The sequence below is a fragment of the Comamonas testosteroni ATCC 11996 genome, assembly GCF_000241525.1.
GTDB classification, from domain to species: domain Bacteria; phylum Pseudomonadota; class Gammaproteobacteria; order Burkholderiales; family Burkholderiaceae_C; genus Comamonas; species Comamonas testosteroni.
The window spans coordinates 1-24,408 of the sequence record NZ_AHIL01000063.1; the positions used below are offsets into that span (position 1 = coordinate 1).

Below are 24,408 nucleotides of genomic sequence, written 5' to 3' on the forward strand. Positions count from 1 at the left end.
CCCACGTTCACGTGGGGCTTGGTGCGCTCGAATTTTTCTTTTGCCATTTTTCCGACTCCGAAAAAACTAATTCACTGCAAGAGGATTTCGGCGCAACCCTATCAAGCGAGCGCACCAGAAAATGGTGCCCATGGCGGGAATCGGACCCGCGACCTCTCCCTTACCAAGGGAGTGCTCTACCACTGAGCCACATGGGCAAAGAAGCTGCAAAAACAACCTCTAAAATCTTTGCTCGCAAACTGGAGCGGGAGACGGGAATCGAACCCGCGTCATTAGCTTGGAAGGCTAGGGTTCTACCATTGAACTACTCCCGCACAGATTTACTACTGCACGTGACTGCTATTTCTAGCAATCGCTCTTCTCAACCATTGCTGGTGGAGGGGACAGGATTCGAACCTGTGTACGCGTTAGCGGGCAGATTTACAGTCTGCTGCCTTTAACCACTCGGCCACCCCTCCGAAGAGACTTGAATTGTAGCATCTATTTCCAGCTTAAAAAGAAATTTTGAAATTTCTTTTTTCTTGCCGAAGATCGATGCTGGCGCGGCTGGCGGGGATCGAACCCACGACCCTTGGCTTCGGAGGCCAATACTCTATCCACTGAGCTACAGCCGCGAATCCGTCAGGCCGCTTGCACGGCCAACAACAATTCAACAGCCGCAATTATTGCACGGGTTTGGGCACCCAAATCACAAATTCACCCGAAATCCCAAACCAGACAAGTAGACATCCACCGACATCGAACCGACCTTGACCAATGAGAAACTCCCTTCCGTCAAGACCCAACCATGTATAAGACCCACAAAAAGAGAGTGCAAGCCAAGGGCAGCCTCCTCTGGGGATACCGACAACTGCACGGACTGCCCCTGAGCTGCAGCCGCCAGGTCGTGCGCAAATTTTTCCCGAGCGAAGCCTGAACTTTCTATATGCTGCAAACGCACATCAGCCAGTTCGCCCACGTATTCCATTTTGAATAGCGCCGTCTCAAACACCTTGCGTCTGCGCTCATCCTCGTCCAAGCTCTCGAACACACAAAGGATGGAGTGACGAATGCGCTCTAGCGGCAACAGGTCACCATACCTGTCGTCACAGATTTCTTCGAAAGGCAGGCATATGCGCCCAAGCATGGAAACAAAGACATCCATCTTGTCCTTGAAATGCCAGTACACCGCCCCGCGTGTAGCCCCTGCACGCTGCGCGATATCGCCCAGAGAGGTTCGAGATACACCTTTCTCGAAAAAACACCTCTTCAGCCGCATCCAGCAGCTTGGTGCGCGTCTCATCCGCTTCAGCCTTGGTTCTTCGAGCCATCACTCACCTCCCTCATCACTCGCCAGCGATAGCTCGCCGCGAGAAAAACCATTTCTCAACTGCTTTACGCAGCGTTTTCAATTATACATTTATGCATGTATGTATAATTTCCCTAGCACCGATATGCAGGAAACCATCTAGGGTTTCCACCCGAATGAGCGCTCCACTGCGGACAGCGCTCTTTTCTCGTTTTCACAATGTCAACCGGAAGGACGTTCATGCACCCGATGTATGAAGCAAACCAGGCTCCCGACAATCAGTCCAATTCAGCCGCATCCGGCACCCGCTCCATGGTCATAGGCCTGAGCTTGGCTGCTGCATTGGGCCTAGTCGCATGCAGTGACAAAAACGCGGAAGCTCAAAAAGCACAAGCAGCCGCTCAGGCACAGCCACCCGAAGTAGGTGTAGTGACGGTATCCATGCAGAACGTGCCTCTGGTCTCCGATCTGCCCGGCCGTCTGGAGCCATCGCGCATTGCTCAGGTTCGCGCCCGCGCAGCCGGCATCGTGCAAAAGCGCCTTTTCCAGGAGGGCTCGGATGTCAAGGCCGGCCAGGCCCTGTTCCAGATTGACAACACCCCGTACAAGGCCAACCTGCAGAGCGCTCAGGCGACCCTGGCACAGGCCGAAGCCAACCTTGCTCAGGCATCTGCAACCGCCCGCCGCTACAAGCCGCTGGTGGAAGCCAATGCCATCAGCAAGCAGGAGTACGACACGGCCATTGCCAACGAGAAGGCGGCACTGGCACAAGTTGCAGCAGGCAAGGCGGCAGTCACCAATGCCAACGTCAATCTGGGCTATGCCAGCGTGACAGCCCCCATCTCCGGGCGCATCGGCCGCGCTCTGGTGACGGAAGGCGCTCTGGTCGGCCAAGGCGAAGCCACACAACTGGCGACCATTCAACAAGTCAACCCGCTGTACGTGAACCTGACCCAGTCCTCTTCCGACATCATGCGCATGCGCGAAGCGCTCAGTTCCGGCAAGTTAGCAAAGGTAGGTGACAACGCGGCGCGCGTCCACGTCTATTTGGACGATGGCAAGGAGTACGCACACACCGGCAAGCTGCTGTTCACCGACCTGACCGTGGACCCGACTACCGGCCAGGTCAGCGTGCGCGCAGAGCTGCCCAATCCCGACGGACTGCTGTTGCCCGGCACTTATGTACGCGTGCACCTGGAGCAGGCACAGGTCGAGAACGCCGCGCTGATTCCGCAACAAGCCGTGACCCGCAACGAAAAGGGCAACTTCGTCATGATCGTGGCCGAGGATGGCACCGTGGCACCGCGCCCCGTTCAGATCAGTCAGTCCAGTGGCAATAACTGGGTTGTCACATCCGGCCTGAAAGCTGGAGAAAAAGTCATGGTGGACGGCCTGATCAAGGTGGGCATGGGGGCCAAGAAAGTCAAGCCCGTCGAGATCAACAATGCGGCTGCCGGCGCACCAGCACAACCCTCTGCTACGGCCCCCGCCGCACCTGCGCAAGAGAAAGCCGCCACACCAGCCGAAGGTGCTGGCCAAGGCCAGGCGGCCAAGTAACAGGCACGATCCATGTCAAAGTTTTTCATCCACAGACCGATCTTTGCCTGGGTGATCGCGATTTTCGTGATCATTGCGGGCGTGATCTCCATCACCAAGCTACCGGTGGCACAGTTCCCATCGGTTGCACCTCCCACCATCAACGTGACAGCGACCTACCCGGGCGCCACGTCACAGACCATGACGGACTCCGTTCTGCAACTGATCGAGCGCGAAATCAACGGCGCGCAAGGTCTGATGTACATGGAAGCCTCCGCCCCTGCGGGAGGTCAAGGCACGCTGACCGTCACCTTTGCTCCCGGCACCAACCCCGATCTGGCGCAGGTGGACGTGCAAAACCGCCTCTCGCGCGTGCTGCCCCGCCTGCCTCAGGTCGTTCAGGCCCTGGGCGTGCGCGTGGACAAGTCCATGAGCAACTTCCTGATGATTCTGGCCTTTCAGGCCGAGTCAGGAGAGACCTCTCGTGACGACATTGCCGACTATGTGAACCGCAATGTGGTGCCTGAAATCCAGCGTCTGGACGGCGTGGGCAAGGCACAGCTGTTTGCCTCGGGCCGTGCCATGCGCGTCTGGGTGGATCCGGCCAAGCTCCAGGGCTTCGGTCTGTCGATTGCATCGGTCAACGCAGCGATTGCCGCGCAGAACCAGCAGATCTCCGGTGGTGCCCTGGGCAACCTGCCCAGCACCCCTGGCACTACCACCACCGCCACGATCGTGGTGCCCGGCCAGCTGACGACGCCCGAGGAATTCGGTGAAGTGGTTCTGCGCTCCAACTCCGACGGCTCCACCGTGCGCCTCAAGGATGTGGCTCGCATCGAGCTGGGCATTGAAAGCTACGCGTTCGAGTCCCGCCTGGACGGCAAGCCCGCCGTGGCAATGGCCGTGCAGCTGACTTCTACTGCCAACGCCATGGCGACTGCCAAGCTGGTCAAGGCCAAGATGGCAGAGATGGAGCCCTTCCTGCCTGCCGGCGTGAAATGGTCCTCGCCCTACGACACCTCCAAGTTCGTGAAGATTTCCATCGAAAAGGTGGTGCACACGCTGCTTGAAGCCATCGTGCTGGTGTTCATCGTGATGCTGATCTTCCTGCAGAACATCCGCTACACCCTGATCCCCACCATCGTGGTGCCCATTGCATTGCTCGGCACCTTTGCCGTAATGCTGGTGGCCGGTCTGACCATCAACATTCTGGCCATGTTCGCCATGGTGCTGGTGATCGGTATCGTGGTGGACGATGCCATCGTGGTGGTGGAAAACGTCGAGCGCATCATGGCCGAGGAAGGTCTTCCCCCCAAGGAAGCCACCATCAAGGCCATGGGACAGATTCAAGGCGCCGTGGTCGGCATCACCGTGATTCTGGTGACGGTATTCCTGCCTCTGGCCATGTTCTCCGGCGCAACCGGCAATATCTATCGCCAGTTCTCGCTGGTGATGGCCATCTCGATCTTCTTCTCTGGCTTCTTTGCGCTGACGCTGACGCCTGCGCTTTGCGCCACCATGCTCAAGCCCATTCCCAAGGGTCACGCGCACGACAAGAAGACCGGCCTGCTCGGCCCGTTCTACAACTGGTTCAACCGCAAGTTTGAAGCCGGTACAAGGCGCTATTCAGCCGCTCTGTCCGGTGTGGTCAAGCGCTCCGTGCAGGCCTTCATCGTCTATCTGCTGGTGATCGCCGGTGTGGTCTTCATGTTCATGCGACTGCCCACGGCCTTTCTTCCCACCGAAGACCAGGGCTATGTCATCTCGCTGGCTCAACTGCCTCCCGGCGCGAGCTTGGAACGAACCAGCAAGACCATGGCTGAGCTTGAGAAATTCGCCATGAGCCAGCCTGAGACCGATCACATCGTGAGCATTCTGGGTTTCAGCTTCATGGGTCAAGGCCAGAACGTGGGCCTGGCGTTCACCACGCTCAAGGACTGGTCCGAGCGCACAGGTGCTGGCTCGGATGCCAAATCCTTCGCTGAGCGAGCCAAGGGCGCCATGGCAGCGCTGCGCGATGGTTTCATCTTCACGCTGGTCCCCCCTTCCATTTCAGAGCTGGGCAATAGCGACGGTTTCACCTTCCGTCTGCAAGACCGCGGCAGCAAGGGACATGCTGCCTTGCTGGCAGCCCGCAATCAGTTGGTTGCCAAGGCCAACCAGAGCTCTGTGCTGACCGGCGTGCGCTTTGATGGCGTGGATGACGCCCCCCAATGGCAGGTGGACATCAATCGCGATGCAGTCTATGCCCAGCGCGTGAGCATGGGCGACCTTGCCTCGACGCTGGCAACGGCCTTGGGCTCGTCCAACTCCACGGACTTCCCCAACAACGGCTTTATGCAGCGCGTCACCATCCAGGCCGATGCCGCCCGCCGCATGCAACCCGAGGACGTGATGCGCCTGACGGTTCCCAACGCGCAAGGCCAGTTGGTGGAGCTTTCCACCATGGTCAGTGCCAAGTGGATCAGCGGCCCCATGCAGCTGACACGCTACAACGGCTACCCCTCCATGAGCATCACCGGTCAGGCCAAACCCGGCTTTACCAGCGGTGACGCCATGAAGGAAATGGAAAAGCTGGCACAGGAACTGCCCGACGGCTTCGGCTACGAGTGGACCGGTCAGTCTCTGGACGAGAAGAAGGCCGGCTCCTCGGCCATGCTGCTGTATGCGTTCTCCATCCTGGCCGTGTTCCTGTGCCTGGCTGCGCTGTATGAAAGCTGGAGCATTCCGCTGTCCGTGCTGCTGGTCGTGCCTTTGGGCGTGTTCGGCGCCGTGGCCGGCATGCTGATGCGCAGCATGCCCAACGACATCTACTTCCAGGTGGCACTGATCACGGTGATCGGTCTGTCGGCCAAGAACGCCATCCTGATCGTGGAGTTCGCCAAGGACCTGCATGCGGAAGGCAAGAGCGCCCTGGAAGCCGCGCTGGAAGCCGGGCATCTGCGTTTCCGCCCCATTCTGATGACCTCGCTGGCCTTTATTCTGGGCGTGGTGCCGCTGTACATTGCCTCCGGCGCCAGCGCTGCCAGCCAGAAGGAAATCGGCACTGGCGTGTTCTGGGGCATGGTGATCGGCACGCCGATCTCCGTGTTCCTGGTGCCCGTGTTCTTTGTGGCCGTGTTCAATCTGTTTGGCAAGAAGTCCAAGCAAGACTTCAACGCCACTCCCCCGGCAGCAACTTCTGCAGCACAGGGAGGCTCGCAACATGAATAAAACCTTGCTCCCCGTAGCACTGGCCGGCGCGCTGCTGGCCAGCGGCTGCTCCTTCATCCCCACGCTGGAGCGCCCTGCTGCTCCGGTGGCCGAGCATTACTCTGCCGCCGACGAGCAGGCAGGCACCACCGCGGCCGCCGACATCCCCTGGCAGCAGTTCTATACGGACCCACGCCTGCAGCAGGTGATCCAGCTCGCGCTGGACAACAACCGTGACCTGCGTGTGGCCGTGCTCAACATCGAAAAGGCACAGGCCCAATACCAGATCCAGCGTGCCGCCCAGTTCCCTGAGTTCGGTGTGGCAGGCAGCGCCAGCCGCCAGCCCAGCGCCACCACTGGCCGCTATGCCAACTCGTACATGGCGGGCCTTTCCATGCCCAGCTGGGAGATTGACTTCTGGGGCCGCATCGGCAGCCTCAAGCAGCAAGCTCTGGCTCAGTATCTGGCGACCGAGGAAGGCCGCAAGGCGGCCCAGATCAGTCTGATTGCAACGGTCGCCAACACCTGGCTGAACCTTCAGGCTGACGAGGAGCTGCTGGCCATTTCCCGCCGTACCCTGGGCACACGCGAGCAGTCCATCAAGCTGACCAAGCTGCGCCTGGACTCTGGCGTGGCTTCCGAGCTGGACTACCGCCAGGCTCAGTCGCTGACTGAAAGCGCACGCGCCACGCTGGCCCAGCAAGCCGGTCAGCGCGAGCGCGACGTCAATGCCCTGACCCTGCTCGTGGGCCAGACTCTGCCTGCCGATCTGCAGACCAGCATGCAAGGCAAGCAACTGCGCGATCTGCCTGCCCTGGCCGATGTGCCTTCGGGCCTGCCTTCTGACCTGCTGCTGCGCCGCCCCGACATCCGTCAGGCCGAGCAAAGCATGATCGCCGCCAATGCCAGCATTGGTGCGGCACGTGCGCTGTTCTTCCCGAACATCTCCCTGACCGCCTCGGCAGGTTTCGCAAGCTCCGACATCTCCGATCTGCTCAAGTCGGACTCTGCGGCGTTCACGATTGCGCCTTCGCTGTATCTGCCCATCTTCAATGCAGGCCGCAATCGCGCCAATCTCCAGGTTGCAGAAGCCAGCCAGAAGATTGCCGTGGCTCAATACGAAGGCTCCATCCAGTCGGCCTTCCGCGAGGTGTCCGACACCTTGGTGAATCGCCGAGCACTCAAGGAGCAGCTCGATGCCCAGTCACGTCAGCTGGAGGCTGAGCAGGTTCGCTACAAGCTGTCGGACCTGCGCTACACCAACGGTGTGGCCAGCTACCTGGATCTGCTGGATGCGCAGCGTTCACTGTTTGCACTGGAGCAGTCCGTGGTTCAGGTGCGCCTGGCGCAGCTGCAAAACCAGGTCAATCTCTACAAGGTGCTGGGCGGCGGCTGGACGGAGACAGGCGCCGGCAAAACCCCTGCGCCAGCAACTGCAGTCCAGTAATCGGGCCATTTTTGCACTCTCACACAAGGCGTCTTCGGACGCCTTTTTTCATGCCCGCCACAAATTGGCTGCACAAAGTTGATCCAACTCAACTCCTTTATGCAGCAGCCGTCAACCCGGATCGTCGTGCACTGGTGTTCTTAACCCTCACTTCTATAATGGTTTGTTAATTCCCATCCCACGATCTCAGAGGACTTCATGAGCGAGCAACACCACGAAGAAGCCCATACAGGCCCCATTAAAAAACCCAAGCAGTTGTTGCTTGCCGTCTTCTTCTCGTTTGTGGTTCCCATCTTCGTCATCATCGGTCTGGTCAAGTTCGTGACCTCGTCCGACACCTCGGGCGCGGGCACGGCCAATGCCGAAATGGCCAAGGCCATGCGCCTGCAAAAAGTGGGAACGGTGGAAATTCGTGATGCCAACCGTCCTCTGCGCGGCGGAGCCGAAGTCTTCAAGTCGCAATGCGCGGCCTGCCATGAGACCGGCGTCGCCGGCGCACCCAAGTTCCAGGATGCGGCAGCCTGGGGCCCGCGTATCAAGCAGGGTCTGGAAACGCTGGTGCACTCCGCCCTGGCCGGCAAGGGCGCGATGGCTGCCCAGGGCGGCGGCGAGTTCAATGACACGGAAATTGCCCGTGGTGTGGTCTATATGGCCAATGCTGCCGGCGCCAACTTCCCCGAACCCCAACCTGCTGCCGGCGCAGCCGCCGGTGAGACTCCCGCAGCGGCAACTGCAGCCCCCGCCGCTGCACCTGCAGCAGCGGCCGAACCCGCTCCTGCGGCCGCCCCGGCTCCCGCAGCTGCCGCAGCCTCCGATGTGGGCAAGAACATCTACAACACCACCTGCATGGCTTGCCACGCCAGTGGCGTAGCCGGGGCTCCCAAGTTTGGCGACAAGGCTGCCTGGGCGCCTTTCATTGCCAAGGGCATGGACGATATGGTGCAGAAGGCCACCCAAGGTGTTGGGGCCATGCCTCCCAAGGGCGGCTCCACTGCTTCGGACGCGGACTTCAAGGCCGCCATTCAGTACATGGTCGATGCTGCGAAGTAAACCCTGCTCTCTGTCCCGCAAAAAACCGGCCTTTGGCCGGTTTTGTTATTTTTGACCAGAAGCCTTCTGTACACCACTACAGGCAGCTATCAGACTTGATGAGCCTGCGGGCTAGGCACAAAACCAAACCTCAATGGCAGCAAGGCGCTGTCGACCTCCTGCACCTCGGGCAGCACGCCACTCTCCAGCGCATTTGCGGCATCCAGCATGTCTAGGCTGTGCACCATGCCCAGGCCCTGCGGCAAAGCCAGGAAAAGCCGCCCCTGCTCATCGAGCAGCACATGCTGCACCTGTTCGGCCGCCAGCTCCTGGCCCGTGTGGCTGCTCAGCTGCAGGCCATGCTCCGTGCATCGCAGACGCCATATCCATGGCGCGCTCTCCAGCTCCACATACACGCGCTGCGGGCCGTTCTGAAAATACCAGCGGCCGTCGGACTCGGTCAGATAGTTGCGACCGATGAATTCGGCCAGCTTTTCATGGCGCAGCAGACTGCCCCTGGCACCGGGCTGGCCGCTCACAAACGTCCCGCAGGCCTGGGCCTGTTCGTCTCTGAGCCACCACTGGCCGCGCGCATCCAGACCCAGCCAGCCGCTGCAGGCCGGCACATTGGGCCATTTCGCCATGGCCTGCTTCACGATGTCATCCATCACTTATCTCCTGATCATTGCGTGGTCGCTCAAAGCCACTGCTCCAGCCATTCGGTCACGGCCAGCGGCATGGCCTGAACATGGGCAGGCCATGCACCGCTGGCAAAGCCGACATGCCCGCCATGCGGCGGCTGCCATAGCTGCACGGCTGCGCTCACCTCATCGGGCGTGGGCAGACTGTGCACCGGCACAAACGGATCGTTGCGCGCATTGAGCAGCAACAAGGGCACGGCCACTTGCTTGAGCAGGGGCTTGGCCGATGCCCGGCTCCAGTAATCATCGGCATCCCTGAAGCCATGGACCGGGGCCGTGAACACATCGTCAAAATCATGCAGGGTACGCGCGCGCTGCAGCCGTTGCCTGTCAAACAGCCCAGGCGCCTGCTGCCATTTGGCCAGAGCCTTAGGCACCAGGGTACGCATGAAGACGGGGGTGTAGATCCAGCGATTGAGCCCCTGGCCCAGATTGACGCCTCCAGCCACCAGATCCAGCGGCGCACAAATCACTGCCACACCCTTGACGAGCTCTGCAGCCGCCTGCTGCTGCAGCCCGGCCCAGCGTGCAAGGGCATTGCCACCCAACGATACCCCCATTGCCAGCAATCCGCCGCTCGCGCGTTGCTGCAGCCGGCGCAAAATCCAGTCCACTTCGTCCGCATCGCCGGAGTGATAGGCGCGCAGCAGGCGATTTGGCTCGCCGCTACAGCCGCGAAAATGCGGCACGGCCAGATGCCAGCCGCGCTGCGCACAGACCTGTGCCAGGGCCTTGGCGTAGTGACTCGAGGACGAGCCTTCCAGGCCGTGAAACAGCACCAGAGTGGGAGCGTTTGCACCTGCAGGATGACTTGAAAAATCAATATCAATGAAGTCGTCATCAGGCGTGTCCCAGCGCTCGCGCTGCCACGCAGGAGACACCCCTGCCTTCGCATAGAGCGCAGCCCAGATGGTCTGGACATGACCTCCAGGTTGCCACCAAGGTGCACGAAATTGTTCGAAATTCATGAGGACCCCAGCCAGCTCTGCAGCTCTGGCCCCAGAGCGTCTTTCTGCGCCGCACGCCAGACCAGTTCAGGCGGAGCCACATGAATTCCCGGCGGCGCCTTGAGCAAGGCTGCCTCCACCAGACGGGCCACATGCATGGCGCGCACAGGACGCTCCGTCTGCGGCAGCATATAGCTGAGCGCCGAAAGCATGGTATTTGCCGTGCGCTGCAGCCAATGACCGTCATTGATTTTCCGGGCTTCTCTGGCCGAGCGCACAAAAATCAGCCGTTCGAAGCCCAGTGCGGCCACGCCTTGCTCGTTGAGATTGGCCAGCCCCTGCTTCAGCGCCTGGGGCAGGCTTCCCATATCGTGGGGCAGCACCACGGCGAGCGTGTGCACTCCACAGCGCCGCATCCACTGAGCCACCGCTTGCAGCTGATCCGGCTGAGGCGTCCACAAGGCTCGCTCGCGCTGGTAATAGGGACGCGGAGGCTCAAACATGATGATGCCCACATCGGCGCTCTGAACAAGCCATTGCTGCACATCGCCATCCTGCTGCGTCAGCAACTCCATGCCACGTAGACCCTGGACATAGGGCTCGCGCGCCAGCACCTGGACCAGCCCATAGTTCTGTGCACCCACCACGCGGCTGAGCACCTCGTTGCCCAGCGGCCCCGTGGCCCCGGCCAGCAACAGGCGCGGCAAGACCACAGTTTTCGGGCCGGGACGCTGTGCGCCACGCAGGGCATCGAGTGGAGAAACAGTGGACATGATTGCAATGCTAGCGCCGCTCGGCAGCTGACAGGACGACAAGCCCCGCATGCACACTTCCTGGCCAAGCCCTTATGCTATGGTTTCCGTCTCAATTTCGTGAATGGAAACACCCATGAAACGCTGGCTTCTGGCAATCGCAACTGCCGCCTCCATGCTCTCCCTCACGGGCTGCGGCTATAACGACTTTCAGCGCCTGGATGAAAAATCCAAGGCCGCCTGGAGCGAGGTGCTGAATCAGTACCAGCGCCGGTCGGACCTGATTCCGAACATAGTCGCCACAGTCAAGGGCGAGGCCAACTTCGAGCAGGAGACGTTGACCAAGGTGATCGAAGCACGCGCCAAGGCCACGTCGATTCAGGCCACTCCCGAGTTGATCAACAATCCCGAAGCCTTCAACAAGTTTCAGCAGGCGCAGGGCGAGATTTCCAGCGCGCTCTCGCGTTTGATGGTGGTTGCGGAAAGATATCCCGAACTCAAGGCCAATCAGGCGTTCCGCGATCTGCGCGTAACGCTGGAGGGTACGGAAAATCGCATCACCGTGGCGCGCAACGAATACATAGGCACCGTACAGGCCTACAACGTGCTGGCGCGCAGCTTCCCCACCAATATCACCGCCAAGGTATTCAGCTACAAGGTCAAGCCCAACTTCACGGTGCAAAACGAAGCCCAGATATCCCAGCCACCGGCCGTCGACTTCTCAACGCCCGCAGCACCTGCTGGCAACAAGTAATTGAAGGCTTGCGCTTCAAAAACCATGCACCGCATACCTCAAGCTCTTATAAATAAAGCGCTTGCAGCTATTGTTTTTGTATGGCTGACAATGCTTGCGGCACTGCCAGTCTGGGCGCAAGGTGCTGCAGGCACGCAACTGCAGCCTGTGCCCGAGCTCACTGTGCGCATCATCGACCAGACCGGCACGCTGAGCCCGGGCGATCTGCAATCGCTGAGCGAGCAGCTCAAGAAGCTCGAGGATGAGACCGGCGCCCAGGTCGCCGTGCTCATGGTTGCCACCACGGCCCCGGAAGACATCGCCGCCTATGCCTGGCGTGTGGCCAGCAGCTGGAAGCTGGGACGCAAGGACATAGGCGACGGCTCTCTCATCGTCGTGGCCAAGAACGACAGGCGCATGCGCATCGAGGTGGCGCGAAAGCTCGAAGGCGCCATCCCCGACATCCAGGCTGCACGCATCATCGACGGCGCCATGAAGCCGCGCTTTCGCGCCAACGACTATGCAGGTGGACTGTCTGCCGCCATCGAGCAGATGAGTCTGCTGATTCATGGCGAGAAACTGCCCGCCCCGCAATCCCAGCCGCGCAAGTCCAGCAAGTCCTGGGCCGACCAGCTGGACTTTCTGCTGCCTCTGCTGTTCTTCGGCTTTCCGATTGGGATTGCCATCGCCCGCGCCATCTTTGGCCGCGTGCTGGGTTCGCTGCTCATTGGCGGCATTGCCGGGGTGGCCGCCTATGTGGTCACCACCAGCCTGTTGATTGCGGGCGTGGCAGGATTTCTGGGCCTGATCTTCACCCTGCTCTCCAATCTCTCGCGCGGCGGGGGCGGACCGTATATGAGCACCGGCGGGGGTGGCGGCTGGAGCAGCGGCAGTGGAGGCGGTTTCAGCTCGGGGGGCGGTTTCAGCTCCGGTGGCGGCGGCAGCTTTGGTGGCGGTGGCGCCTCGGGGGATTGGTGAAATGAGCAATATCTTCCAACGCCTGGCACGCCTGGTACGACACCGCTGGGCCGAACAGCATCTGCGCAAGGCCTTGCCGCCTGCCACGCTCAAGGAGCTGGAACTGCTGATTGCCAAAAGCGAGCTGGGCCACACCGGCCAAGTCCGCATCTGCGTCGAGGCCGGCCTGCCCTGGAGCTATATCTGGCGTGATGCCACGGCCCGCCAGCGTGCGCTCTCGCAGTTCGCCAAACTCCATGTCTGGGACACGGAGCACAACAACGGCGCACTCATCTACCTGCTGCTGGCCGACCACGCCATAGAAATCGTGGCTGACCGCGCCCTGGACCGCACCATGAGCGCCGAGCAATGGCAAACGTTGATCAGCGATATGCAGTCTGCCTTCCAGGGTGGGCATTTCAGCGTGGGCCTGGTATCGGCATTGGAGCGCGTCAACCGGCAACTGCAGGCGCATTTCCCGCGCAGATCGGCGGCTAACACGCAGCGAAACCTGCCCGATGCGCCCGTGGTCCAAAGGCATCTGCCGGGCCGCAGCCGCTGATCCGGTTCTGCAGCCGCATCCACCGACTGCAGCCCTCAGAAGCCTCAGGCCAGCACATGTCGCCCATACGGCGAACACAGCCAGAGCACGGCCGCCACATTGATCAGGACCATGAGCCAGAACTGCAGCTGAAAGCTGGTCTTGCTGCTTTTGTGGCGCAGCCACTGCTGGGCCAGCAGGGCACCGGGCCAGCCTCCGGCCAGCGCCATGGTCTGCAGCGTTTTTTCCGGCGTGCGCCACTGCCCCTTCTGAGCGGCCCATTTGTCCTGCCAGTAGGCCATGAAGGTCAGCACGCTGAGGCCCGCATAGACAATCCAGAGGATGCGCGGTACGCCCCAGATCACGGCGGCGGCCAGCATCATCAGCAGCCAGACCAGCAACACGCCATAACTGAAGCCACTGGAGGCATGCCAGCCCTGAGGAGCTGTACGCGAGGACTGCAAACGCCCGGCTGACGAGTTGTTGCGCCGCACCGAAGAGGGGCGAGCCTGAGGCAGTGAACCGCCAGCTCGCCACGCAACCTGAAGCGCGCGCTTCTTGCCTTGCTCCATGCCGACGGTAAATTCCAGGCGCAGGCCAGGCTGAGGACGCTGATCTGCGGGCGGGCGCGGCTCAAAAGCACTGACATGGACAAACAGGCGTTCACCACCGCCATCGGCTTCTATCCAGCCAAAGCCACGCTCGTCATTCCATTGCGTCAAGGTACCGCTATAGCGCATCTCCGTCCTTTGTTGTTTTTGACACCGCAAACAGGCCCGGTGATGCAAAAAGCAGGCGGGCCCCATCCAGAAAAAACCTTTTCCCCCGCATGGCTGTGTTAGTTTTGGGGCAGCCGTATTTTCTTAAGAAAGCACTCAAGCATGCAGAAATCTTTGTTCTCTCTGGCCATCATCAGCTCTGCCTTGGCACTGAGCGCCTGCTCCTCCATCAGCCCCAGAGGCGCCGAGACGCCGGCCGAATACGACTACGCACTGAGCTGCAAGCTCAAGGAAGATGATCCCAAGAAGTGCGAAGCCCAGATTCGCGCCCTTTGCGAGGACCCCAGCAAGGCCGTGGTGCGCAAGTCGCGCCATGTGGATCCCAAGGACAACTCCGTGGTCTACGGTTATCAGGCCGCCTGTAACGGCTAAGCCGCTTGCGCGCTGCTGCGGCCCTGAATCCTGCTGATTTCGCGATTAATCCCTTTTGGGACAAGCGCAATGCGCTTCGATTTTTGCAGCAGCAGCCCGTAAAAAAAGCCACCGCATGCGGTGGCTTTTTTGCTGCTGATGCATGTGCTCGGGGCACAGCACATCAACGCTTTTGGCGGTACTTGCGCAGAGCGGCAATCTGAGCTGCCATGACAGCCAGCTCGGACTGTGCACGGGCAATGTCCAGTTCGCCCTTGGCGTTCTTCAGGGCTTCCTCAGCGGCAGCCTTGGCCTTTTGCGCCTTTTCATCGTCCAGATCCTTGCCGCGGATGGCGGTGTCGGACAGCACGGTCACGCAGTTGGGTTGCACTTCCAAAATGCCACCGGCCACGAAGACGAACTCTTCGCTGCCATCAGGCATTTCGATGCGCACCGAACCCGGCTTGATGCGGGTGATCAGCGGTGTGTGGCGGGGATAAATGCCCAGCTCGCCCGCTTCGCCGGGCAAGGCGACAAAGCGCGCTTCACCGGAGAAGATGGACTCTTCGGCACTGACCACATCAACGTGAATAGTGTTCATCTTTGCTCCTAGAAAAGGTTGAGGCTAGTTCCTAAAAACAGCATGGCCTAGCTCAGGGACGCTGAGCAAGGGCCGCCCCGCAGCGATAGCGTCGTCCCCCTCGTGAGGGGGAGGCGGCGCAGCCGCTAGGGGGTTGCCGTTTATTTAGGCTGCCAGCTTCTTGGCCTTCTCGAAGGCTTCGTCGATGGTACCAACCATGTAGAAAGCCTGTTCGGGCAGGTGGTCGGCTTCGCCGTTCACGATCATCTTGAAGCCACGGATGGTTTCAGACAGGGGAACGTACTTGCCGGGAGCGCCGGTGAACACTTCAGCCACGTGGAAAGGCTGCGACAGGAAACGCTGGATCTTACGAGCACGAGCCACGGTCAGCTTGTCTTCGGGAGCCAGTTCGTCCATGCCCAGAATCGCGATGATGTCGCGCAGTTCCTTGTAGCGCTGCAGTGTGCCCTGCACTTGGCGAGCCACCTTGTAGTGCTCTTCGCCAACCACTTGGGGGTCCAGCTGACGGCTGGTGGAGTCCAGAGGATCCACAGCGGGGTAGATACCCAGCGAAGCGATGTCACGGGACAGCACCACGGTGGAGTCCAAGTGAGCAAAAGTCGTGGCGGGCGAGGGGTCGGTCAAGTCATCCGCTGGCACGTAAACGGCCTGGATGGAAGTGATCGAGCCGACCTTGGTGGAGGTAATACGCTCTTGCAGCTTACCCATTTCTTCAGCCAGGGTAGGCTGGTAGCCCACGGCGGAAGGCATACGGCCCAGCAGAGCGGACACTTCGGTACCGGCCAGTGTGTAGCGGTAGATGTTGTCCACGAAGAACAGCACGTCCTTGCCTTCGTCACGGAACGACTCAGCCATGGTCAGGCCGGTCAGCGCCACGCGCAGACGGTTTCCTGGGGGCTCGTTCATCTGACCGTAAACCATGGCAACCTTGGACTCGCCCAGGTTCTCTTGGTTCACAACGCCAGCGTCGGACATTTCGTGATAGAAGTCGTTACCTTCACGGGTACGCTCACCCACACCAGCGAACACCGACAGACCGCTGTGGGCCTTGGCGATGTTGTTGATGAGTTCCATCATGTTCACGGTCTTGCCCACACCGGCACCACCGAACAGGCCCACCTTGCCGCCCTTGGCGAAGGGGCAGACCAAGTCGATCACCTTGATACCGGTTTCCAGCAGTTCCTGCGAAGGCGACAGTTCGTCGTATGCAGGAGCCTTGCGGTGAATGGCTGCGGTCAGGGTCTGGTCCACAGGGCCACGTTCGTCGATGGGGTTGCCCAGCACGTCCATGATGCGGCCCAGGGTAGCCTTACCCACAGGAACAGTGATGGGGTTGCCGGTGTTGGTGACCATCAGGCCACGCTTCAGACCGTCCGAAGAACCCAGGGCAATGGTACGCACCACGCCGTCGCCCAGCTGCTGCTGAACTTCAAGGGTCAGGGCCGAGCCTTCCAGCTTCAAGGCGTCATACACCTTGGGCACCTGGCCGTGGGCAAACTCCACGTCCACCACGGCGCCGATACATTGAACAATCTTGCCTTGTACTTGAGCCATTTTTTGCTCCAATCTGTTTGTTCGTTAAAGCCGTTTACACAGCGGCTGCGCCTGCCACGATTTCCGACAACTCAGTCGTAATCGCTGCCTGACGCGTCTTGTTGTAGACCAGCTTCAACTCGCTGATGACGTTGCCGGCGTTGTCGGTAGCGGCCTTCATGGCCACCATGCGCGCCGATTGCTCGGACGCCATGTTTTCCGCAACTGCCTGATACACGAGGGACTCCACGTAACGAACCAGCAGTTCGTCGATGACGCTCTGAGCGTCAGGTTCGTAGATGTATTCCCAGGATGAACCCGTCTTCTCGGCTTGCAATTTTTCGGACGACAGGGGGAGCAGCTGCTCCACCACCGACTCCTGCTTCATGGTGTTGATGAACTTGGTGTACGCCAGGTACACCGCGCTCAGCTTGCCTTCAGCATATTGGTCCAGCAACACCTTGACAGGCCCGATGAGCTTGTCGAGGTGAGGCGTGTCGCCCAAGCCTGTAGCGTGAGAGACCACCTTGGCACCGACACGGTTCAGGAAACCCAGTCCCTTGCCGCCAATGGCCACTGCATCTGTCGCAACACCCGCATCCTGCAGTTCGCGCAACTTGTTGGTGACGACACGCAACACGTTGGTGTTCATGCCGCCGCACAAACCCTTGTCGGTCGTCACCACGATGACGCCGACCTTCTTGGCATCGTTCACTTGCATGAACGGATGCACATATTCAGGGTTAGCTTCGCCAAGATGGGCTGCAATGTTGCGGATTTTTTCGCTATATGGACGGGCAGCCAGCATCCGGTCCTGCGCCTTGCGCATTTTGGATGCAGCCACCATCTCCATGGCTTTGGTGATCTTCTTGGTGTTTTCCACCGATTTGATCTTGCCGCGTATTTCCTTACCTGCTGCCATGATGACTCCTCGCCGGTATTAAGCGAAGGACTTCTTGAATGCAGTAATGGCTGCAGTCAGTTCAGCTTCGTCCTTGCCTTCCTTGTCGAAAGCACGCTTTTCGTTCAGACGGTCGAGCAAAGCGCCGTGGCTGGTCTTCAGGAACTGGTGCAGACCAGATTCGAAGGGCAGCACTTGCTTGACTTCGATGTCGTCCATGAAGCCCTTGTTCACTGCGAACAGCGAAGAAGCCATCAGAGCGGTCGACAGGGGCGAGTACTGAGCCTGCTTGAGCAGTTCGGTCACGCGGGCACCGCGGTCCAGCTGCTTGCGGGTTGCATCGTCCAGATCGGAAGCGAACTGCGCGAAGGCAGCCAGTTCACGGTACTGAGCCAGGTCGGTACGGATACCGCCGGACAGGCCCTTCACAACCTTGGTCTGAGCAGCACCACCCACGCGGGACACCGAAATACCGGCGTTGATAGCGGGGCGCACGCCAGCGTTGAACAGGCTGGTTTCCAGGAAGATCTGGCCGTCAGTAATCGAAATCACGTTCGTGGGAACAAAAGCGGACACGTCGCCAGCCTGTGTTTCGATGATAGGCAGAGCGGTCAGAGAACCGGTCTTGCCCTTGACTTCACCCTTGGTGAATGCTTCGACATAGTCGGCGTTCACGCGAGCGGCACGCTCCAGCAGACGGCTGTGGAGATAGAACACGTCGCCGGGGAAGGCTTCACGTCCGGGAGGACGACGCAGCAGCAGCGAAACCTGACGGTAAGCCACAGCTTGCTTGGACAGATCGTCATAAACGATCAGAGCGTCTTCGCCGCGGTCGCGGAAGTATTCGCCCATCGTGCAGCCGGAGTAGGCCGACACGTACTGCATGGCAGCGGATTCGGAGGCGGTAGCAGCCACGACGATGGTGTATTCCATCGCGCCAGCTTGTTCCAGCGCGCGCACCACGTTCTTGATCGAAGAAGCCTTCTGACCAATGGCAACGTACACGCAGATAACGCCCTGGCCCTTCTGATTGATGATGGCGTCGATAGCGACAGCCGTCTTACCAGTCTGACGGTCACCAATGATCAGTTCACGCTGACCACGGCCCACGGGAACCATGGAGTCGATGGACTTGATACCGGTTTGCAGGGGCTGATCCACGGATTGACGTGCGATCACGCCAGGAGCGACCTTCTCGATCACGTCCGTCATCTTGGCGTTGATGGGGCCCTTGCCGTCGATAGGCTGACCCAGGGCGTTCACCACGCGACCGACCAGCTCGGGGCCCACGGGCACTTCCAGAATACGGCCGGTGCACTTGACGGTGTTGCCTTCTGCGATGTGCTCGTAAGCACCCAGAATCACGGCGCCCACGGAGTCGCGCTCCAGGTTCAGAGCCAGACCGTAAGTGGGTTGACCGTCGGCGCCTGCGGGGAATTCCAGCATTTCGCCAGCCATCACGTCCGACAGGCCGTGCACGCGCACGATACCGTCAGTCACCGACACCACGGTGCCTTGGTTACGGACGTCAGTGCTAGCAGCCAGCCCTTCGATGCGGCTCTTGATCAGTTCAGAAATTTCTGCGGGATTGAGTTGCATGACTCTTTCCTTCTTTCTTGTGTGTTAGCCGAGACCTCAAGCGCATTACGCGGTGAGGGCCGCTTTCATTTGTTCCAGACGGGCCTTGACGGAGGTGTCCAGCACCTCGTCGCCCACCACGACGCGAACGCCACCGATCAGCGATTCATCGAGCTTCACGGTGAGATTCAGCTTGCGGCCAAAGCGCTTTTCCAGCGTGGCGCCAAGCTCGGCCAGCGCTGCATCCTCAATCGGGAAAGCGCTGTACACCACGGCATCCGAAGAGCCGCTCTTGCTGTTCACGAGGCTGCGGAACTGGGCTGCCACTTCAGGCAGCACGTCCAGACGGCCGTTTTCGAGGACCACACGCAGGAAGTTGCGTGCGGACTCGGGCAATGCCGACTTGGCCACACCCGTGATGAGATCGAACACTTGCGCGTCGCTCACGTTCGGGTTGTCGGCCAGTTGGCGCAATTGCGGATTGGCGGCAATCGCCGCCAATTCCTCCACCCAAGCGACAGTGCTGTTCAAATCTGCAGCCTTGTCGGCGCAGGCTTTGAACAATGCTTCGGCGTAAGGGCGGGCAATGGTGGCGAGTTCTGCCATTTTTTGCTTTCCTTACAGCTCTGTCTTCAGGCGGTTCAGCAGATCAGCGTGGATACCGGCATTGACTTCCTTCTTCAGGATCTGCTCGGCACCCTTGACGGCCAGCGCTGCCACTTGCTCACGCAGGGCTTCACGGGCAGCAATGGCTTGCTGGTCAGCTTCAGCGCGGGCAGCAGCAACAATCTTGTTGCCTTCTTCTGTCGCGCGGGCCTTGGCTTCTTCGATGATGGCCTGGGCGCGGCGTTCGGCGTCCGCAAGCCGCGAAGCTGTTTCGTTGCGCGTCTGGGCCAATTCCTGCTCGACGCGCTTGTTAACAGCGGTCAGTTCGGTCTTGGCCTTGTCGGCAGCAGCGAGGCCATCGGCGATTTTCTGGGCTCGCTCATCCAGTGCCTTCGCGATCGGGGGCCACACGAACTTCATCGTGAACAGCGCCAGAACCAGGAAAACACCAAGCTGAACGAACAGGGTCGCGTTAATACTCACGGCAACACCTTTCTATTTAGGGCGTTGAACGGAGCTTAGGCAACCAGTTGGAAGGGGTTGGCGAAGGCGAACAGCAGAGCGATAGCCACACCGATCAGGAAGGCGGCGTCGATCAGACCAGCCAAGATGAACATCTTGGTTTGCAGTTCGTTGATCAGCTCAGGCTGACGTGCCGAGGATTCCAGGAACTTGCCACCCATCAGAGCGATACCGATCGAGGCGCCGATAGCGCCCAGACCAACAATCAGACCACAAGCCAGAGCGACGAGACCGAGAACGTTTTCCATGATGACTCCTAGGGATTAAAGAAAGGTTGAGTGAAAGAAAGGATTTCAGTGAGCTTCATGTGCCTGGCCGAGGTAAATCAGCGTCAGCATCATGAAAATGAAGGCTTGCAGGGTAATGATCAGGATGTGGAAGATCGCCCAGATCGAACCTGCAATGATGTGCCCCACGGGGAGCAACACACCGGAAAGCGACATGGCAGCCGCACCGCCCATCAAGGCGATCAGACAGAACACCAACTCACCAGCGTACATATTGCCGAACAGTCGCATACCGTGCGAAACCGTCTTGGCAATGTATTCAATGATTTGCATGGCCAGGTTCACAACACCCAGGATCACAGCAAACACGGGATTCTTAGAGGTACCGAATGGAGCGGTCACCAGTTCGTGAGCCCAGCCGCCCATGCCCTTGATCTTCACCGAGTAGATCAGGCACAGCACCAGCACGCCGGTCGACAGGCCCAGAGTGGTGGACAGGTCGGCGGTAGGCACGACACGCAGGTAGGCATGGGAGTCGCCCTGGGCGGTCTGCCACAGCACGGGCAGCAGATCCACAGGCAGCATGTCCATGGCGTTCATCGCGAAGATCCAGACGAACACGGTCAGTGCCAGAGGAGCGATGAACTTGCGAGATTCAGCGTTGTGAATATTGGCCTTGGCCTGGTTGTCCACCATCTCGACCAGCATTTCCACCGCAGCCTGGAAACGACCGGGAACGCCGGAAGTCGCCTTGCGGGCAGCCAGCCAGAGGACGAACAGGCACAAAGCGCCCAGAGTCACACTCACGGCAATCGAATCCAGATTGAACACGGAGAAGTCGATGATGGACTTCTGCTTGATGTTCTGGAGGTGTTGCAAGTGGTGAACGATGTATTCACTTGCAGTTGGTGCGTGCGCTTCTGCGGCCATCGGTCAACTTCTCTCAAATATCAATCGGTTTTTGGACACTGGATCGCACCAGAAGCGCAACCCAATACGTTTTCATCACAACAATCAAGCCGACCAGCAGCGCCAGCCAGCTCAGGTCAGGTACCAGCTTGGGTGCAGCCGCCAACATGGCGATGCACAGCACCAGCTTCACCAGCTCCCAACCGAAAATTCCCGCCATGGCCGCCCCGGCACCTCCCGCCCGCTGACGAACCACACCTCTTGCAAACAGCGCTGCAGGCAACACGACCGCCAGCGCTCCATACGCTGCCGACCAGCCTGCGGCTGCACGCCCCGTAATCAACCACGACAGCAAAGCCACGATAACGCCGACCAGCGTCTGAACGATGACGATGCGCCAGACCGAAACCTGCGGAAAGCGCGAACGCCATGCAGAGGCTTCTTGTGCAGTCAGGGGCTTGAAGTCTTCGACTTCGTCCTCATCCTGAAAATCAGCGGGCATGTTTGTCATGTTTTCTTTCACACCGCTGACCAAGCAAGAGCCGGACAAGACTTTTTACAAAGCCTCTGATTATAAGTAAAAACCCCCGTCGTTAGATAGGGGTTGATACTGTCATGCGCAAAACGTCTTTGACAAGACCTGAGGGTTGTCGCCGAGTGACAACATCTGCCTCCCTCAGCTTTGGTGCGGCGCGAGTGTGCCCTAGTTGAAATACCTGATTACCCTGAATTGTCTGCCACCTGCCAGGGGCTTTGCCGGTTTGCAAGCCTCGCCAAACCCTGGATTAGGCCCACGCGCGCAGGACTGCCCTGCGTGGCGCACAATCTTTCTTACTCATTGACAGGCTGTTTCACCAACGGCAATTTTTCATTCCAGCCAAGGACTCTTCATGAGCGACACGCCCAACCCATCTGCCGCCAACGAGAACGGCCAGCAAGAAGACCCGCGCAAGGATTCGCTGATCGAGTATCCGAGCCAGTTCCCCATCAAGGTAATGGGCGTCAAGAATGAGCATCTGGTGCACGAGATCACCAAGATCGCCGAACAATTCGACCCCAGCTTCGATGCCAGCACGGTCGAGCTGCGCCCCAGCTCTGGCGGCAACTACCTGGGCGTGACCATCACCATCACGGCCACCAGCCGCGAGCAGCTGGACGATACCTACCGCGCACTGACCTCTCACCCCCTGGTGAAGGTCGTGCTGTGAGCCACAACCCGATTGCTTCCGCCTTGCAGCCCCCCGAAGCCATGGACCTGCGCTTTCTGGGGCGCACCGGCTATGAAGCAACGGTGGTCGCGATGCAGGAGTTCACGCGCACACGCAACTCGGCCACACGGGACGAAGTCTGGGTGTGCGAGCACTCACCTCATTTCACCCAGGGACTGGCCGGCAAAGCCGACAATGTGCTGAACCCCGGCGATATTCCCGTGGTGGCTACCAATCGCGGTGGCCAGGTGACCTATCACGGCCCCGGCCAGGTGGTGGCTTATCCGCTGCTGGATCTGCAACGCATGGGCTACTTCGTCAAAGAGTATGTGTATCGGCTGGAAGATGCGGTGATCCGCACGCTGGATCATTTCGGCGTTACCGGCCACCGCGTGGCAGGCGCCCCCGGTATCTATGTGCGCCTGGACGACCCGCGCAGCCACGCCATGCTGGAGCAGCGCCCGCAGCACCGCGAAGCGGGCAGCCCGGCGCCCGAGCCGCATTTCGAGGGTCTGGGCAAGATTGCCGCCCTGGGCATCAAGGTCAGCCGCCACAGCACCTACCACGGAGTGGCCCTCAATGTCGATATGGATTTGGAACCTTATTTGCGAATCAACCCTTGCGGATACGCAGGGCTGAGGACGGTGGACCTTTCTACAATCGGCGTACAGACAACCTGGGACGAGGCCGCAGCCGTGCTGGGCCGCCAGCTGAAGGCGCGTCTCTCTCCCTGAAGGCAAGATCATGAGCACCAATGAAGTCGTGCGCGAAGCGCAGTCCGCCGCAAACTACAACCCGCTGGCCAAGCAGAAGGCTGCCGCCAAGCTGGCACGCATCCCCGTCAAGGTGGAGCAGGCCGAAGTCCTCAAGAAGCCCGAATGGATCCGCGTCAAGGCCGGCAGTCCCAGCACGCGCTTTTACGAGATCAAGGACATTCTGCGCAAGAACAATCTGCACACGGTCTGCGAAGAAGCCAGTTGCCCGAATATCGGCGAATGCTTTGGCAAGGGCACGGCCACCTTCATGATCATGGGCGACAAGTGCACGCGCCGCTGCCCTTTCTGCGACGTGGGCCATGGCCGCCCCGATCCGCTGGATGTGAACGAGCCGCTGAATCTGGCGCGCACCATTGCCGCGCTGCGCCTGAAGTACGTGGTGATCACCAGCGTGGACCGCGACGACCTGCGCGACGGCGGCTCTGGCCACTTTGTGGAATGCATCAAGAACATCCGCGAGCTCTCGCCCGAGACGCAGATCGAGATCCTGGTTCCCGACTTCCGCGGCCGTGATGACCGCGCGCTGGAAATCCTCAAGTCGGCTCCGCCCGATGTGATGAACCACAATCTGGAAACCGCGCCGCGCCTGTACAAGGAAGCGCGCCCCGGCTCCGACTACCAGTTCAGCCTCAACCTGCTCAAGAAGTTCAAGGAACTGCACCCCGATGTGCCGACCAAGAGCGGCATCATGGTGGGCCTGGGCGAGACGGACGAGGAAATCCTGCAGGTGATGCGCGATATGCGCGCCCACAACATCGACATGCTGACCATCGGCCAGTATCTGGCGCCCACCAACAGCCACCTGCCCGTGCGCCGCTATGTGCACCCCGACACTTTCAAGATGTTCGAGCAGGAGGCCTACAAGATGGGCTTCACCCACGCCGCCGTGGGCGCCATGGTGCGCTCCAGCTACCACGCCGACCAGCAGGCACATGCCGCCGGTGTCTGATCACCGAAGAAAGTGCTCACCCACAAGCAGCCCAAGGGCTGCTTTTTTCATGGCCGCACGCAACGGGCAGTGTTGCACTGCCCCAGGATCTGCCAAAAAATAAAGCTCCTGAATAAGGAGCTTGGTGCGTTTTCCTGGTATTGCTTACATAGCCAATTCATATCAGGATCGTTGCAGATCATGAGATGCAAGCTATGAAATTTGAATAACCCACCGTTTGCATCGAAAAAACGCCTGGCTAACCGGCAAACCGCTGGCTGGCAAAAACGACTGCAGGCTGAACAGGCCCGACGAGTCGCCCCACGATGAAACTGAGCCATGCAGCACTTGATACCCCACCAGAGT

24 protein-coding genes, 4 tRNA genes and 1 pseudogene are annotated in these 24,408 nt (G+C 59.9%); 11 read left to right on the forward strand and 18 right to left on the reverse strand.

Going from position 1 to position 24,408, the window contains the following annotated elements; genetic code table 11:
• Nucleotides 1-122: 122 nt before the first annotated feature.
• The 5 genes and pseudogenes from CTATCC11996_RS24105 to CTATCC11996_RS24125 form a co-directional block, all read right to left on the reverse strand.
• Nucleotides 123-197, reverse strand: a tRNA-Thr gene (locus CTATCC11996_RS24105).
• A gap of 43 nt (nucleotides 198-240) precedes the next feature.
• Nucleotides 241-314: transfer RNA gene (locus CTATCC11996_RS24110), tRNA-Gly, on the reverse strand.
• 58 nt (nucleotides 315-372) lie between these two features.
• Nucleotides 373-458 (reverse strand) — tRNA-Tyr (locus CTATCC11996_RS24115).
• A gap of 80 nt (nucleotides 459-538) precedes the next feature.
• A tRNA-Arg gene (locus tag CTATCC11996_RS24120) sits at nucleotides 539-614 on the reverse strand.
• A 74-nt stretch (nucleotides 615-688) separates the two neighbouring features.
• Nucleotides 689-1,310 (reverse strand): annotated as a pseudogene (locus CTATCC11996_RS24125) (TetR family transcriptional regulator).
• Between the two features lie 227 nt (nucleotides 1,311-1,537).
• Between CTATCC11996_RS24125 and CTATCC11996_RS24130 the strand changes: the two are divergent.
• The 4 genes from CTATCC11996_RS24130 (at nucleotide 1,538) to CTATCC11996_RS24145 (ending at nucleotide 8,513) form a co-directional block, all read left to right on the forward strand.
• On the forward strand, nucleotides 1,538-2,845 hold the full coding sequence (locus CTATCC11996_RS24130) for an efflux RND transporter periplasmic adaptor subunit (protein WP_003081640.1): 1,308 nt from the start codon (nucleotides 1,538-1,540) through the stop codon (nucleotides 2,843-2,845).
• A 12-nt stretch (nucleotides 2,846-2,857) separates the two neighbouring features.
• The gene (locus tag CTATCC11996_RS24135; protein WP_003081641.1) at nucleotides 2,858-6,037 is read left to right on the forward strand and encodes an efflux RND transporter permease subunit; all 3,180 of its coding nucleotides are present in this window, start codon (nucleotides 2,858-2,860) and stop codon (nucleotides 6,035-6,037) included.
• Nucleotides 6,030-7,463 carry an efflux transporter outer membrane subunit gene (locus tag CTATCC11996_RS24140; RefSeq protein WP_003081643.1) on the forward strand — a complete coding sequence of 478 codons (1,434 nt, stop codon included), beginning with the start codon at nucleotides 6,030-6,032 and terminating at the stop codon, nucleotides 7,461-7,463. The genes CTATCC11996_RS24135 and CTATCC11996_RS24140 overlap by 8 nt, the downstream gene beginning before the upstream one ends.
• A gap of 198 nt (nucleotides 7,464-7,661) precedes the next feature.
• Complete coding sequence (locus tag CTATCC11996_RS24145; protein WP_003081645.1) at nucleotides 7,662-8,513, forward strand: c-type cytochrome; 852 nt, start codon at nucleotides 7,662-7,664, stop codon at nucleotides 8,511-8,513.
• Nucleotides 8,514-8,602: 89 nt separating this feature from the next.
• Here CTATCC11996_RS24145 and CTATCC11996_RS24150 read toward each other — a convergent pair whose 3' ends face one another.
• The 3 genes from CTATCC11996_RS24150 to CTATCC11996_RS24160 are packed head-to-tail and all read right to left on the reverse strand — an operon-like array spanning nucleotide 8,603 to nucleotide 10,913.
• Nucleotides 8,603-9,160, reverse strand: coding sequence for a DUF2946 family protein (locus CTATCC11996_RS24150; protein WP_003081647.1), 558 nt, complete (start codon nucleotides 9,158-9,160; stop codon nucleotides 8,603-8,605).
• A 29-nt stretch (nucleotides 9,161-9,189) separates the two neighbouring features.
• Nucleotides 9,190-10,161, reverse strand: coding sequence for a YheT family hydrolase (locus CTATCC11996_RS24155; protein WP_003081649.1), 972 nt, complete (start codon nucleotides 10,159-10,161; stop codon nucleotides 9,190-9,192).
• Nucleotides 10,158-10,913: a Rossmann-fold NAD(P)-binding domain-containing protein gene (locus CTATCC11996_RS24160; protein ID WP_003081651.1), complete on the reverse strand. Its 756-nt coding sequence runs from the start codon at nucleotides 10,911-10,913 to the stop codon at nucleotides 10,158-10,160. Before CTATCC11996_RS24160 ends, CTATCC11996_RS24155 begins: the two co-directional genes overlap by 4 nt.
• A gap of 115 nt (nucleotides 10,914-11,028) precedes the next feature.
• Between CTATCC11996_RS24160 and CTATCC11996_RS24165 the strand changes: the two genes are divergently transcribed.
• The 3 genes from CTATCC11996_RS24165 (at nucleotide 11,029) to CTATCC11996_RS24175 (ending at nucleotide 13,144) form a co-directional block, all read left to right on the forward strand.
• Nucleotides 11,029-11,646 (forward strand): LemA family protein, encoded by a 618-nt coding sequence (locus tag CTATCC11996_RS24165; RefSeq protein WP_003081653.1) that lies wholly within the window; start codon nucleotides 11,029-11,031, stop codon nucleotides 11,644-11,646.
• Nucleotides 11,647-11,736: 90 nt separating this feature from the next.
• Complete coding sequence (locus CTATCC11996_RS24170; protein ID WP_003081655.1) at nucleotides 11,737-12,603, forward strand: TPM domain-containing protein; 867 nt, start codon at nucleotides 11,737-11,739, stop codon at nucleotides 12,601-12,603.
• Between the two features lies 1 nt (nucleotide 12,604).
• Nucleotides 12,605-13,144, forward strand: coding sequence for a TPM domain-containing protein (locus tag CTATCC11996_RS24175; RefSeq protein ID WP_003081657.1), 540 nt, complete (start codon nucleotides 12,605-12,607; stop codon nucleotides 13,142-13,144).
• Nucleotides 13,145-13,188: 44 nt separating this feature from the next.
• On the opposite strand, the gene CTATCC11996_RS24180 is transcribed toward CTATCC11996_RS24175, so the two are convergent.
• The gene (locus tag CTATCC11996_RS24180) at nucleotides 13,189-13,863 is read right to left on the reverse strand and encodes a DUF1294 domain-containing protein (protein ID WP_003081663.1); all 675 of its coding nucleotides are present in this window, start codon (nucleotides 13,861-13,863) and stop codon (nucleotides 13,189-13,191) included.
• Between the two features lie 141 nt (nucleotides 13,864-14,004).
• Here CTATCC11996_RS24180 and CTATCC11996_RS24185 point away from each other — a divergent pair, with 141 nt between their 5' ends.
• Nucleotides 14,005-14,274, forward strand: a complete 270-nt coding sequence (locus CTATCC11996_RS24185; RefSeq protein ID WP_003081677.1) for a hypothetical protein — start codon at nucleotides 14,005-14,007, stop codon at nucleotides 14,272-14,274.
• A 163-nt stretch (nucleotides 14,275-14,437) separates the two neighbouring features.
• On the opposite strand, the gene CTATCC11996_RS24190 is transcribed toward CTATCC11996_RS24185, so the two are convergent.
• From CTATCC11996_RS24190 to CTATCC11996_RS24230, 9 genes are all read right to left on the reverse strand, one after another.
• Nucleotides 14,438-14,854 (reverse strand): F0F1 ATP synthase subunit epsilon, encoded by a 417-nt coding sequence (locus tag CTATCC11996_RS24190; RefSeq protein WP_003059364.1) that lies wholly within the window; start codon nucleotides 14,852-14,854, stop codon nucleotides 14,438-14,440.
• Between the two features lie 144 nt (nucleotides 14,855-14,998).
• Nucleotides 14,999-16,408: a F0F1 ATP synthase subunit beta gene (gene atpD, locus CTATCC11996_RS24195; RefSeq protein ID WP_003065399.1), complete on the reverse strand. Its 1,410-nt coding sequence runs from the start codon at nucleotides 16,406-16,408 to the stop codon at nucleotides 14,999-15,001.
• Between the two features lie 34 nt (nucleotides 16,409-16,442).
• Entirely contained in the window at nucleotides 16,443-17,309 is an 867-nt protein-coding gene (atpG, locus tag CTATCC11996_RS24200) for a F0F1 ATP synthase subunit gamma (RefSeq protein WP_003081685.1), read from the reverse strand.
• Nucleotides 17,310-17,327: 18 nt separating this feature from the next.
• The gene (gene atpA, locus CTATCC11996_RS24205) at nucleotides 17,328-18,887 is read right to left on the reverse strand and encodes a F0F1 ATP synthase subunit alpha (protein WP_003081692.1); all 1,560 of its coding nucleotides are present in this window, start codon (nucleotides 18,885-18,887) and stop codon (nucleotides 17,328-17,330) included.
• A gap of 45 nt (nucleotides 18,888-18,932) precedes the next feature.
• Nucleotides 18,933-19,472 (reverse strand): F0F1 ATP synthase subunit delta, encoded by a 540-nt coding sequence (locus CTATCC11996_RS24210; RefSeq protein WP_003065404.1) that lies wholly within the window; start codon nucleotides 19,470-19,472, stop codon nucleotides 18,933-18,935.
• A gap of 12 nt (nucleotides 19,473-19,484) precedes the next feature.
• Nucleotides 19,485-19,955, reverse strand: coding sequence for a F0F1 ATP synthase subunit B (locus CTATCC11996_RS24215; RefSeq protein ID WP_003059375.1), 471 nt, complete (start codon nucleotides 19,953-19,955; stop codon nucleotides 19,485-19,487).
• 35 nt (nucleotides 19,956-19,990) lie between these two features.
• Nucleotides 19,991-20,242: a F0F1 ATP synthase subunit C gene (gene atpE, locus CTATCC11996_RS24220; protein ID WP_003059376.1), complete on the reverse strand. Its 252-nt coding sequence runs from the start codon at nucleotides 20,240-20,242 to the stop codon at nucleotides 19,991-19,993.
• A 45-nt stretch (nucleotides 20,243-20,287) separates the two neighbouring features.
• Nucleotides 20,288-21,151 (reverse strand): F0F1 ATP synthase subunit A, encoded by an 864-nt coding sequence (gene atpB, locus CTATCC11996_RS24225; RefSeq protein ID WP_003059377.1) that lies wholly within the window; start codon nucleotides 21,149-21,151, stop codon nucleotides 20,288-20,290.
• A gap of 13 nt (nucleotides 21,152-21,164) precedes the next feature.
• Nucleotides 21,165-21,632 (reverse strand): ATP synthase subunit I, encoded by a 468-nt coding sequence (locus CTATCC11996_RS24230; RefSeq protein WP_003081699.1) that lies wholly within the window; start codon nucleotides 21,630-21,632, stop codon nucleotides 21,165-21,167.
• 388 nt (nucleotides 21,633-22,020) lie between these two features.
• On the opposite strand from CTATCC11996_RS24230, the gene CTATCC11996_RS24235 reads away from it, so the two are divergent.
• The 3 genes from CTATCC11996_RS24235 to lipA are packed head-to-tail and all read left to right on the forward strand — an operon-like array spanning nucleotide 22,021 to nucleotide 24,063.
• On the forward strand, nucleotides 22,021-22,338 hold the full coding sequence (locus CTATCC11996_RS24235) for a YbeD family protein (protein ID WP_003081700.1): 318 nt from the start codon (nucleotides 22,021-22,023) through the stop codon (nucleotides 22,336-22,338).
• A 41-nt stretch (nucleotides 22,339-22,379) separates the two neighbouring features.
• Entirely contained in the window at nucleotides 22,380-23,072 is a 693-nt protein-coding gene (gene lipB, locus CTATCC11996_RS24240; RefSeq protein WP_034350348.1) for a lipoyl(octanoyl) transferase LipB, read from the forward strand.
• 10 nt (nucleotides 23,073-23,082) lie between these two features.
• The gene (gene lipA / locus CTATCC11996_RS24245; RefSeq protein ID WP_003081713.1) at nucleotides 23,083-24,063 is read left to right on the forward strand and encodes a lipoyl synthase; all 981 of its coding nucleotides are present in this window, start codon (nucleotides 23,083-23,085) and stop codon (nucleotides 24,061-24,063) included.
• Nucleotides 24,064-24,408 lie beyond the last annotated feature (345 nt).

What these genes read in the sequence shown, in the direction of transcription:
- CTATCC11996_RS24130 (WP_003081640.1), top strand. Translation starts at nt 1,538, where the DNA reads ATGTATGAAGCAAACCAGGCTCCCGACAATCAGTCCAATTCAGCCGCA.
- CTATCC11996_RS24135 (WP_003081641.1), top strand. Translation starts at nt 2,858, where the DNA reads ATGTCAAAGTTTTTCATCCACAGACCGATCTTTGCCTGGGTGATCGCG.
- CTATCC11996_RS24140 (WP_003081643.1), top strand. Translation starts at nt 6,030, where the DNA reads ATGAATAAAACCTTGCTCCCCGTAGCACTGGCCGGCGCGCTGCTGGCC.
- CTATCC11996_RS24145 (WP_003081645.1), top strand. Translation starts at nt 7,662, where the DNA reads ATGAGCGAGCAACACCACGAAGAAGCCCATACAGGCCCCATTAAAAAA.
- CTATCC11996_RS24150 (WP_003081647.1), bottom strand. Translation starts at nt 9,160, where the DNA reads ATGGATGACATCGTGAAGCAGGCCATGGCGAAATGGCCCAATGTGCCG.
- CTATCC11996_RS24155 (WP_003081649.1), bottom strand. Translation starts at nt 10,161, where the DNA reads ATGAATTTCGAACAATTTCGTGCACCTTGGTGGCAACCTGGAGGTCAT.
- CTATCC11996_RS24160 (WP_003081651.1), bottom strand. Translation starts at nt 10,913, where the DNA reads ATGTCCACTGTTTCTCCACTCGATGCCCTGCGTGGCGCACAGCGTCCC.
- CTATCC11996_RS24165 (WP_003081653.1), top strand. Translation starts at nt 11,029, where the DNA reads ATGAAACGCTGGCTTCTGGCAATCGCAACTGCCGCCTCCATGCTCTCC.
- CTATCC11996_RS24170 (WP_003081655.1), top strand. Translation starts at nt 11,737, where the DNA reads ATGCTTGCGGCACTGCCAGTCTGGGCGCAAGGTGCTGCAGGCACGCAA.
- CTATCC11996_RS24175 (WP_003081657.1), top strand. Translation starts at nt 12,605, where the DNA reads ATGAGCAATATCTTCCAACGCCTGGCACGCCTGGTACGACACCGCTGG.
- CTATCC11996_RS24180 (WP_003081663.1), bottom strand. Translation starts at nt 13,863, where the DNA reads ATGCGCTATAGCGGTACCTTGACGCAATGGAATGACGAGCGTGGCTTT.
- CTATCC11996_RS24185 (WP_003081677.1), top strand. Translation starts at nt 14,005, where the DNA reads ATGCAGAAATCTTTGTTCTCTCTGGCCATCATCAGCTCTGCCTTGGCA.
- CTATCC11996_RS24190 (WP_003059364.1), bottom strand. Translation starts at nt 14,854, where the DNA reads ATGAACACTATTCACGTTGATGTGGTCAGTGCCGAAGAGTCCATCTTC.
- atpD (WP_003065399.1), bottom strand. Translation starts at nt 16,408, where the DNA reads ATGGCTCAAGTACAAGGCAAGATTGTTCAATGTATCGGCGCCGTGGTG.
- atpG (WP_003081685.1), bottom strand. Translation starts at nt 17,309, where the DNA reads ATGGCAGCAGGTAAGGAAATACGCGGCAAGATCAAATCGGTGGAAAAC.
- atpA (WP_003081692.1), bottom strand. Translation starts at nt 18,887, where the DNA reads ATGCAACTCAATCCCGCAGAAATTTCTGAACTGATCAAGAGCCGCATC.
- CTATCC11996_RS24210 (WP_003065404.1), bottom strand. Translation starts at nt 19,472, where the DNA reads ATGGCAGAACTCGCCACCATTGCCCGCCCTTACGCCGAAGCATTGTTC.
- atpE (WP_003059376.1), bottom strand. Translation starts at nt 20,242, where the DNA reads ATGGAAAACGTTCTCGGTCTCGTCGCTCTGGCTTGTGGTCTGATTGTT.
- atpB (WP_003059377.1), bottom strand. Translation starts at nt 21,151, where the DNA reads ATGGCCGCAGAAGCGCACGCACCAACTGCAAGTGAATACATCGTTCAC.
- CTATCC11996_RS24230 (WP_003081699.1), bottom strand. Translation starts at nt 21,632, where the DNA reads ATGCCCGCTGATTTTCAGGATGAGGACGAAGTCGAAGACTTCAAGCCC.
- CTATCC11996_RS24235 (WP_003081700.1), top strand. Translation starts at nt 22,021, where the DNA reads ATGAGCGACACGCCCAACCCATCTGCCGCCAACGAGAACGGCCAGCAA.
- lipB (WP_034350348.1), top strand. Translation starts at nt 22,380, where the DNA reads ATGGACCTGCGCTTTCTGGGGCGCACCGGCTATGAAGCAACGGTGGTC.
- lipA (WP_003081713.1), top strand. Translation starts at nt 23,083, where the DNA reads ATGAGCACCAATGAAGTCGTGCGCGAAGCGCAGTCCGCCGCAAACTAC.